This window comes from Syntrophorhabdaceae bacterium, assembly GCA_028713955.1.
Lineage (GTDB): Bacteria > Desulfobacterota > Syntrophorhabdia > Syntrophorhabdales > Syntrophorhabdaceae > UBA5609.
On record JAQTNJ010000125.1, the window covers coordinates 1 to 9,015 of the forward strand.

Consider the following 9,015-nt stretch of genomic DNA (forward strand, 5'->3'; position numbering starts at 1 on the left):
ATCTATTTGAAATACCCGTTTCTGGCATGGATGTTGCTGAATAATCTATCAAGAATGGTGCGAATATCATCACGTTGAGCCCTTTACAGGGAAGGAGGCGCCGATGAAAGCAGCAATGATCATGCTTGCATTAACCTTGTTGGCAGGATGCGCAGTAGTGCCTGCTGTTCCCTATGATGCTTACGGTCCGTACTACCCATCTCCTTACTATGCTTCTCCTGTGTATGTATACCAGGGATTCAGCTACTACAGACCCTTGCATCATAGCTATTATGGCCCTCGATACCACAGTTACTACAGGGGAAGAGGGTATTTCCACCCCGGCGGACCCGGGCGTTACAGGTGGTGAAGAAAGGTGGTATAATTGTAGAAGGGAGGAAATCATGAAATTGTTCTCATCGCAAACTCACCTGGCATTTGTTTTCATGCTAATCGGTATCCTCGCAGCAGGCCCGGCCCTGGCGGATAAACCGCCCTGGGCAGGCGGTGGAAAGGGCGAGAAACAAAAACCTCAGGCAGCGCGTGAACGGAATGAGGGGAAGCGCTATTTCACCGAACAGCAGCGGGCTTACATCAATGGCTACTATGCCAAACAGTATGGAAGAAAAGGCCACTGTCCGCCGGGACTTGCCAAAAAGCAGAACGGCTGTATGCCTCCCGGCCAGGCAAAAAAATGGGCGATCGGCCGGCCGCTGCCGAGGGATGTTGTCTTCTACGACCTTCCGCCAGGCATCCTTGCGCAGCTGGGGCCTCCCCCGTCGCGGCACCGCTTTGTGCGCGTTGCACAGGACATCCTGCTCATCGCGACAGGGACCGGAATGGTCGTGGATGCTATCGACAACCTGAACTGGGAGTTCAGTCGTTAGCGGGACCGTTTACGAGGAAATGTGCGAAAGTGTTTCTATAGAAGAAGAAACAGAGAGGTGGTCATGAAAAAGAAGGGTTTTATGATCGTTATGGGTCTAACGATAGCAAGTAGTTATTTGGTGCCGAAGGCGGGATTTGAACCCGCATAGGTCTCCCCGCCACCCCCTCAAGATGGTGTGTCTGCCAATTCCACCACTTCGGCACTCATTTTTTCTCCTGAACCGGTACATTCTCTTCTGTCTGCGCAGGAGTGATCTTCAATGCAGCTTCTCTGTGACTATAGATATAGGCCAGACCAAGGCTTGTTACCATAAAGATGACAACCGCTGCCGTGGTCAGCTTTGTCATAAAACCTGACGAACCCGAACTTCCAAAAAGCGTCTGACTTGAACCGCCTCCGAAGGCGGCGCCAATCTCTGATCCCCTCCCTGTCTGTAGGAGAACGATAAAGATAAGCGCTATGGCAACGACTACATGGATCATTGAAAGAACTGTCATCATTGTTTCTTCTCCCTGATGCTCTTTATTATACCAAGAAAACTGTCGATTTTCAATGATGCTCCGCCGACAAGGGCTCCATCAACGTTTTCCATGCTTATCAGTTCTCCAACATTCTCAGGTGTTACACTTCCGCCGTAGAGGATCATTATCTTTTTACATATATCACCGTACATGTCGCCCACTACATTCCTTATAAACCTGTGGACCTCTTCCGCTTCTATCGGCGTTGCGTTTTTACCGGTGCCGATAGCCCACACGGGTTCATATGCAATAACGATATCGTCGAGCTTGTCAATTCCGTAGAGGGCCTTTTTGACCTGGATGCCGATGATGAACTCCGTAATCCCCTTCTCTCTCTCGATCTCTGTTTCGCCCACGCATATGATCGGTTTTAACCCTGTCTGGAGGCTCTTTTTTGCCTTCGCGTTGACGCCTTCGTCGGTCTCGTTGAAATATTTTCTTCTCTCCGAGTGGCCGGTGATAACGTAGGTACAGCCCACGTCTTTCAGCATGGCCGGTGACACCTCACCGGTATACGCGCCTTTATCCTCGGAATAGATATTCTGCGCCGCAAGAAGGACCTGCGAGCCTTTTATCGTTTCAGAAACACTCTGCAATGCCGTGTATGGCGGCGCCAGAACTACTTCACCGCCTTTTATCCCCGCAGTACCGTCCTTCACACCCTTCGCGAGGTCTATTGCCTCACGAATCGTATTGTTCATCTTCCAGTTTCCGGCTACCATCCATGTTCTCATTATTTATCTCCACACTTTTCCAGGGCCTCAACGGCCGGCATTGTTTTCCCCTCCAGAAGCTCAAGGAAAGCACCGCCCCCTGTTGAGATGTAGGATATCCTGGAACTCACTCCGGCACGATGTACTGCCGAATCGGTGTCGCCGCCCCCGATAATCGAGAGCGCGCCCGATGCCGCTACCGACGATGCCACGGCGTATGTGCCCTTGCTGAACTTGTCAATCTCAAACATGCCCATGGGACCATTCCAGACAATTGTCTTCGCGCCTTTTAAGGACTCTGAAAAGAGTGCTATGGTCGCCGGCCCGATATCAAGACCCATGCTGTCTTTCGGGATCTCCTCAACCTTACAGACCTTCGCCTCAGCATCTACCGATGCCTTTTCCGCCACGATGCAATCGACAGGCAGACAGAGCCGCACACCTTTTGACTTCGCCTTGTCCATGATGCTCCTTGCCTTATCGAGCATCTCCTTTTCACACAAAGATTTCCCGACCTCATAGCCGAGCGCGTTCAGGAATGTAAAGGCCATCCCGCCGCCGACGATAAGGCAGTCCACCTTCTCAATGAGGTTCTCGATCACGCCTATCTTGTCTGAAACCTTTGCCCCTCCGATGATAGCCACAAGCGGCCTCTCCGGGTTCCCCATGGCCTTCTGAAAGTAGTCTATCTCGTTCTTTAAAAGAAAACCCGCTGCGCAAACCTTCACAAATTCAGTAATTGCAGCGTTTGAAGCGGCCTTTCTGTGAGACACCGCAAAGGCGTCATCGATATAGACATCACAGAGCCGGGCAAGCGCACGGGCAAATTCGCTTTCATTCTTTTCATCACCGATATGGAATCTGAGGTTCTCAAGGAGTACGATGTCGCCCTCTTTCATGGCGGCAACAGTGGCCTCAACCTTTTCACCGATGCAATCATCGACAAACACTATCTCTTTCGCCAGGAGCTTCGAAAGTCTGTCTGCTACAGGCTTCAGAGAAAGCTTGTCAACTCTCACGCCCTTGGGTCTCCCCATATGGGACATAAGGATTATCCTGGCATTTTTATCAAGACAGTAACGTATCGTCGGGAAATGAGCCTTTATCCGTGTATCGTCCGTAACATTCCCGCTTTCATCGGTTGGAACATTGAAATCAACGCGGATCAGTACCCGTTTTCCCCTGACGTCAACCTGATCTATAGACTTCATAGTGCCGCTACCTTTCCCGATTCCTTCTTACCTTATTTCATGATAAAGGAGAGAAGCTCCAGCATCCTGTTCGAAAAACCCCATTCATTGTCATACCAGGACAATACCTTGACCATATTACCGCCGATCACGTTGGTATACTCCATATCAACAATAGAGGAATACGGGTTGCCGTTGAAGTCCCTGGAAACGAGAGGCTCCTCGGAGCAGAAGAGTATTCCCTTCATCGGTCCTGCCGCATAGGTCTTAAACTTCGCGTTGACATCTTCTTTCGTTACTTTTGCCGACAGCATCGCCACAAAATCAACGACCGACACATTGGGGACAGGCACCCTTATCGCCATACCGTCGAGCTTGCCCTTCAACTCGGGGATAACTTCAGATATGGCCTTTGCTGCGCCTGTGGTTGTCGGTATCATAGAGAGCGCAGCAGCACGGGCCCGCCGGAGGTCTTTATGCGGTTCATCAAGAACCACCTGATCGTTCGTAAATGCATGAATAGTGGTCATAAAACCATACTCAATGCCGTATTCCTTCTGAAGTATCTTTGTTACCGGCGCGAGGCAATTCGTCGTACAGGAGCCCATGGATATAACGTGATGTTTCGTCTTGTCATAGACCTCCTGATTGACACCGAGCACAAAGGTCACATCAGGGTTCTTCGCGGGAGCCGAAATGACAACCTTCTTTGCTCCTGCCTTGAGATGTCTTTCGGCGCCTGCCCTGTCGGTAAACTTGCCGGTGCTTTCAAGCACTACATCGACACCGAGGTCTTTCCATGGCAGCATCTCGGGCTCTTTTATGGCGAAGGCCTTCACCTCTTTGCCGTTTATCATGATCGCGTTCTCTTTTGCCTTCACCTCGGCGTCCATAGTTCCATGTACAGAATCATATTTTAACAGATGAGCAAGCGTTTTCGGGTCCGTAATATCGTTCACCGCGACAAATTCCACGTCCTTGCCTCCGAAACCGGCCCTGAGAACAAGTCTTCCGATCCTTCCGAATCCATTTATGGCAACCTTAACGGCCATGGCAACCTCCCATTATTTTTTGCTTTATAGTAATCAAAAGAACGTGTATTGTCAACACTTTCTTGCCAAAACCCATTGCTGTCAACGTAAGTTTCGGTCGATGATTAATTCCCGTTCGCCGGTTGCTGAAACCGGCTTCTATAGATCATGCGGAACCCGATAAATATATAGTGGAGACCGGAGACCGCTGTCGATAAGGCGGTGATATAAAAAAACACGTCGCCGTAAGGTCTCGCATCAGACCACAGGACATAGACGATCGTTACGATCTGGGAGGCTGTTGTGATCTTGCCGAAGATGCTCGGAGCAGGTTGTGTCGTATAGGATAGTTTATAGAGGACGAGAAATCCCACGGCAATGGTTAAATCCCTGACGAGCACAAGGGATGTCAGCCAGAAAGGTACGATCTGGTGAATATATAACAGGATAAACGACGCGACAAGCATCGTCTTGTCGGCAATGGGGTCAAGGAATGCGCCGAGATGCGTCTTCTTACCCATAACCCGGGCAAGGAATCCGTCGAGGAGGTCGCTGACACCCTGGAGGATAAAGAAAAAGAGCGCCAGGCGTAATCGTCCGGCATTCACTGCTACGATAAAAAAGAATGTGAGAAAAAAACGAAAGATAGAGAGGAGGTTCGGGACGTTCATTCTCTGTATAAATTTCTAAAGGTAGTAAACTTATCCTGAAAAGCCAGCTCAACGGTACCGGTCGGGCCATTCCTCTGTTTCCCGATAATGACCTCGGCGATGTTTTTGTCTTCTTCCTGTATCTCCTTGTTGTAGACCACGTCTCTGTATATGAAGAAGATAACATCGGCATCCTGTTCAATGGCGCCTGATTCACGAAGGTCAGCCAGCCTCGGCCGTTTATTATCCTTTTCCCTCTGCTCCGGCGCACGGTTCAACTGCGAAATGGCGATAACAGGGATCTGCAGCTCTTTTGCAAGGGCCTTCATAGACCGTGATATCTCCGATATCTCCTGTTCCCGCCTGTCTGTACCGGATCTTCCCCTCATCAACTGGAGGTAATCAACGATCAGCAGACCCAGGCCATGTTCTTTCTTTAACCTTCTCGCCCTTGCCCGGAGCTCCAGTACGCTCAACCCCGGTGAATCATCAATGTACATCACGGCATCCCGCAACTTTCCGGCCGCGTCGGCAAGCTTGGGCCATTCCGCCCCCGAGAGCGTTCCTGTCCTGAGTTTCGAATGTTCGATCTCTGATTCCGAGCTCAGAAGTCTCGTCACGAGCTGTTCCTTTGACATCTCAAGAGAAAAGATCCCTACAGGTACAGGGGTCTCTTTTAACATCGATACATGCTGGGCGATATTCATGCTAAAAGCCGTCTTTCCCATGCTCGGTCTGCCGGCAACGATGATCAGGTCAGAGGACTGCAAGCCGCTCGTCATCTTGTCGATCTCCGTAAAACCTGTGGGTACGCCGGTGACAAACTGTTTTCTTTCATAGAGTCTTTCGATGGTCTTTACATTCTCCATCACAAAATCTTTGACAGAGTAGAATGATGGTCTGAACTTGTCTTCCGAGACCTGGAAGATCATCCTCTCGGCCTCGTCAACATAACTATCGATGTTCGAGTCTACCTGAAAACCCTTTTCAATGATCTCCGTTGCCGTATTGATGAGCTTTCTCAGGAGGGACTTCTCCTTCACCATCTTCGCATACTGCACGATATTCGCCGCGCTTGGCATGAGGTCAACGAGCGTATTCAGGTAGGTTACACCGCCGATACCCTCGAGGATATTCCTGTCTCTTGCCAGGCTGCTCATGGTGATCAGGTCTATCGGCTCATTCCTCTCATAGAGGTCCAGCATGATCCCGAAAATCCTGCCGTGGGCATCCTTATAAAAATCTGCGGTGCTCACGACATCAACAACCTTGTTCATCGAATCGGGATCCACGAGAAGGCCGCCCAGAAGAGACTGTTCCGCCTCCAGGTTCTGCGGGGGGACGCGGCCCTGCATCTCTTTTGTACTCTTTGCCGCCCTTGACATTATTCTTCCTTCTCTACCTCGATCTTCAGGGTGGCATTCACATCCTGCCGGAGATGGATCGTCACGGTGTGAGCACCTGACATCTTAATGGGCTCGTCAATCCTTATCATCTTCTTGTCTATCTCTATGCCCAGCCTGCTTTTCATTGCATCGGCAATGTCCTTGTGCGTAACGGCGCCGAAAAGTTTGCCGTCAAGACCAACCTTCTTCTTCAAGGTAAGCAACATCTCATCGAGCTTTGCCTTCAGGTCTTCGGCAGACTTTACTTCCCTTTCCTTCCTGCCTGTAAAGCTCTTAATAATATGTTCAAACCGTTTGACGTTCCCTTCGGTTGCAGGGATTGCCCGGCCATCGGGGATGAGGAAGTTCCTCCCGTATCCGTCCTTGACATTGACAACCTCGCCCTTCTTGCCCGTTCCTTTCAGGTCTTCAGTGAGTATAACCTTCATACGAGAGCCCCCCTTATCTTGAAAGTGTCGTAAACGGTAAGAACGCTATATGCCTTGCCATCTTTATGTGTTCTTTCAGCTTCCTCTGGTGTTTTGCGCATGTCCCTGTCATCCTTCTCGGCATTATCTTGCCACGCTCTGTAATATAGTATTTTAAAAGTTTCGGGTCTTTGTAATCGATCGCCAGGTTTTGATCCTGGCAGAACCTGCAGACCCTTTTTCTCATATAGACCCTTTTTTTCTGTGAATCGTGGCCTCCTCTGCCTGGTGTCCTTGTTGGTCTTGGCATCTAATCCTCCATCCAAAAAATTTTATGTGCCCTTACTTTTACTGTGTGCTGAGGTTGTACCTTCATCTGAGTCAGCATACCCGAGACCATGATCTCTTTTCCTACCTGCTGACTCAAACCATCTCCGTCGAGCTCCCCAACGTATACAATGTCAATACGAAGATCCCCTTCCTCAATCAGGAGGGGAAAGGCAACAATCTTTTCCCCCTTTGGCGTGTAGGTTATCTCCGGATGCGTCTTTAACGTGCCGGTAAGGAAAACCCTGTTCATTAGAACTCGCCTTCCAGCTCATCAAAAACGACCGGATCGGGCGGTTTCTTTGGGCCCTCATCTTTATCGTCAACATTGACAAAGAGGTGCCGCAAAATCGTATCGACGGTCTTGTAAAATTTCCCGAGGGTGGCTACACTTGCCTCATTCATGTCGAGGAGGAAAAAGTAATAGTGGCCCTTGTCCTTCTTTTTGATCGGATAGGCAAGCCTCCGCAGGGCCCAGTCATCAAACCTCACGACCGTTGCGCCGACCTTCTCTATGTTTGTCTGTATCCTTTTGAGCAGATCCTCTTCCTCTTCTTTTGTACAATCAGGACTGATTATCACAATATTTTCATACCTTCCCACATCTTTCTCCTTTCACTGTGTTTGTTGAAGTGACGCAACTCCGTTTTTCGCTATCTTTACTCGTACCTTCTCGGCAATCTCGATAGTAATGGCATCGTCGGTTATCCCTGTTATTGTACCATATAACCCGCTCGATGTTATAATCCTATCACCCTTCTTCAGATTCTCAATAAAGGACTTCTGCTGTTTTGCCCTCTTCTGCTGGGGTCTGATAAGCAGAAAATAGAAGACAACAAACAGGAGTATCAGCGGGAGAAAGCTCATCCACTGACTTGCCCCGCCCTGTCCTGCAGCCGGCTGGCTACCCATTGCATACGCTGTATTCATCCTGAAACTCACCTCCTTCATATCTTATTTTAAATGCTTTATAAAACTCTTCGAACTGTCCTTGCTGAATTGCCTCCCTGATCCTTCGCATAAACTCCATATAAAAAAACAGGTTATGGAGCGTATTGAGATAATAGCTTGTCAGTTCATGCGAGACAAGCAGGTGCCGGAGATAAGCCCTGGAAAATGTCCTGCAGATGTAGCATGAGCACTCCTCATCAACAGGTCTTTCGTCCCCGGTAAACTTTGCATTCTTTATATTGATCCTGCCATCCCATGTGAAGAGGTTGCCGTTCCTGGCAAACCGCGTGGGGATAACGCAGTCGAACATGTCTATGCCGCGCCTGACACCCTCAAGGATGTCCTCCGGCAGTCCTACCCCCATCATGTACCTCGGTTTCTCTGAGGGAAGCAAGGGTGCTACGATATCAACCATCTCCCACATCGAGCTTTTCGGCTCTCCTACGCTCAATCCTCCGATCGCATATCCGTCAAAACCCATCTCTGTCAGCTCCTGTGCTGACCTGATGCGCAGGTCTTCGTAAAAACCGCCCTGTATGATGCCGAATAGCGAACTGCCGTTATCTGTCTTTGCGTCCCTGCATTTTTGCGCCCACCGGGAGGTCAGTTCCACCGATGCCTCGGTGTACCCGTAAGAAGACGGATAGGAAACACACTCATCAAGGCAGACGCAGATATCGGCGCCGATATTTTCCTGTACCTGGATCATCTTCTCCGGCGTAAGGAAGTGCCTCGACCCGTCTATGTGTGACTGGAAGATCACACCATCATCCTTGATCTCCCTCAGGACGCCAAGGCTGAATATCTGGTATCCGCCGCTGTCGGTCAACACCGCCCCATCCCATCCGGAAAACCTGTGTATGCCGCCCATCTCCCGTATCAGTTGGTCGCCGGGGCGGAGATAGAGGTGGTAGGCATTTGCGAGGATCATCTTCGCGCCTACCTCATGTA

14 protein-coding genes and 1 tRNA gene are annotated in these 9,015 nt (G+C 49.9%); 2 read left to right on the plus strand and 13 right to left on the minus strand.

The genetic code is table 11. The features are described from left to right. The first annotated feature begins 103 nt into the window (after positions 1 to 103). Positions 104 to 349 carry a hypothetical protein gene (locus tag PHU49_10800; protein MDD5244491.1) on the plus strand — a complete coding sequence of 82 codons (246 nt, stop codon included), beginning with the start codon at positions 104 to 106 and terminating at the stop codon, positions 347 to 349. Positions 350 to 383: 34 nt separating this feature from the next. Continuing rightward, positions 384 to 866: a hypothetical protein gene (locus tag PHU49_10805; protein ID MDD5244492.1), complete on the plus strand. Its 483-nt coding sequence runs from the start codon at positions 384 to 386 to the stop codon at positions 864 to 866. A 118-nt stretch (positions 867 to 984) separates the two neighbouring features. Here the strand turns inward: PHU49_10805 and PHU49_10810 are convergent. The 13 genes from PHU49_10810 to tgt form a co-directional block, all read right to left on the minus strand. Then, a tRNA-Leu gene (locus PHU49_10810) sits at positions 985 to 1,069 on the minus strand. Between the two features lie 2 nt (positions 1,070 to 1,071). Continuing rightward, positions 1,072 to 1,368 (minus strand): preprotein translocase subunit SecG, encoded by a 297-nt coding sequence (gene secG, locus PHU49_10815; GenBank protein MDD5244493.1) that lies wholly within the window; start codon positions 1,366 to 1,368, stop codon positions 1,072 to 1,074. Next, positions 1,365 to 2,123: a triose-phosphate isomerase gene (tpiA, locus tag PHU49_10820; GenBank protein ID MDD5244494.1), complete on the minus strand. Its 759-nt coding sequence runs from the start codon at positions 2,121 to 2,123 to the stop codon at positions 1,365 to 1,367. The genes secG and tpiA overlap by 4 nt, the downstream gene beginning before the upstream one ends. After that, entirely contained in the window at positions 2,123 to 3,313 is a 1,191-nt protein-coding gene (locus PHU49_10825) for a phosphoglycerate kinase (protein MDD5244495.1), read from the minus strand. Before PHU49_10825 ends, tpiA begins: the two co-directional genes overlap by 1 nt. A 32-nt stretch (positions 3,314 to 3,345) precedes the next feature. Further along, positions 3,346 to 4,344, minus strand: coding sequence for a type I glyceraldehyde-3-phosphate dehydrogenase (gene gap / locus PHU49_10830; GenBank protein ID MDD5244496.1), 999 nt, complete (start codon positions 4,342 to 4,344; stop codon positions 3,346 to 3,348). Between the two features lie 104 nt (positions 4,345 to 4,448). Further along, positions 4,449 to 4,994, minus strand: coding sequence for a CDP-alcohol phosphatidyltransferase family protein (locus PHU49_10835; protein MDD5244497.1), 546 nt, complete (start codon positions 4,992 to 4,994; stop codon positions 4,449 to 4,451). Continuing rightward, entirely contained in the window at positions 4,991 to 6,358 is a 1,368-nt protein-coding gene (gene dnaB / locus PHU49_10840; protein ID MDD5244498.1) for a replicative DNA helicase, read from the minus strand. Before dnaB ends, PHU49_10835 begins: the two co-directional genes overlap by 4 nt. Beyond that, positions 6,358 to 6,807: a 50S ribosomal protein L9 gene (rplI, locus tag PHU49_10845; GenBank protein MDD5244499.1), complete on the minus strand. Its 450-nt coding sequence runs from the start codon at positions 6,805 to 6,807 to the stop codon at positions 6,358 to 6,360. Before rplI ends, dnaB begins: the two co-directional genes overlap by 1 nt. A gap of 13 nt (positions 6,808 to 6,820) precedes the next feature. Beyond that, positions 6,821 to 7,096, minus strand: coding sequence for a 30S ribosomal protein S18 (gene rpsR, locus PHU49_10850; GenBank protein ID MDD5244500.1), 276 nt, complete (start codon positions 7,094 to 7,096; stop codon positions 6,821 to 6,823). Continuing rightward, positions 7,097 to 7,366 (minus strand): single-stranded DNA-binding protein, encoded by a 270-nt coding sequence (locus PHU49_10855; protein MDD5244501.1) that lies wholly within the window; start codon positions 7,364 to 7,366, stop codon positions 7,097 to 7,099. Further along, entirely contained in the window at positions 7,366 to 7,716 is a 351-nt protein-coding gene (gene rpsF, locus PHU49_10860; protein ID MDD5244502.1) for a 30S ribosomal protein S6, read from the minus strand. The genes PHU49_10855 and rpsF overlap by 1 nt, the downstream gene beginning before the upstream one ends. A gap of 12 nt (positions 7,717 to 7,728) precedes the next feature. After that, the gene (gene yajC, locus PHU49_10865) at positions 7,729 to 8,043 is read right to left on the minus strand and encodes a preprotein translocase subunit YajC (GenBank protein ID MDD5244503.1); all 315 of its coding nucleotides are present in this window, start codon (positions 8,041 to 8,043) and stop codon (positions 7,729 to 7,731) included. Continuing rightward, positions 8,018 to 9,015, minus strand: a 998-nt coding sequence (gene tgt, locus PHU49_10870) for a tRNA guanosine(34) transglycosylase Tgt (GenBank protein ID MDD5244504.1), incomplete at its 5' end; no start/stop codon positions are given. The genes tgt and yajC, both read right to left, overlap by 26 nt.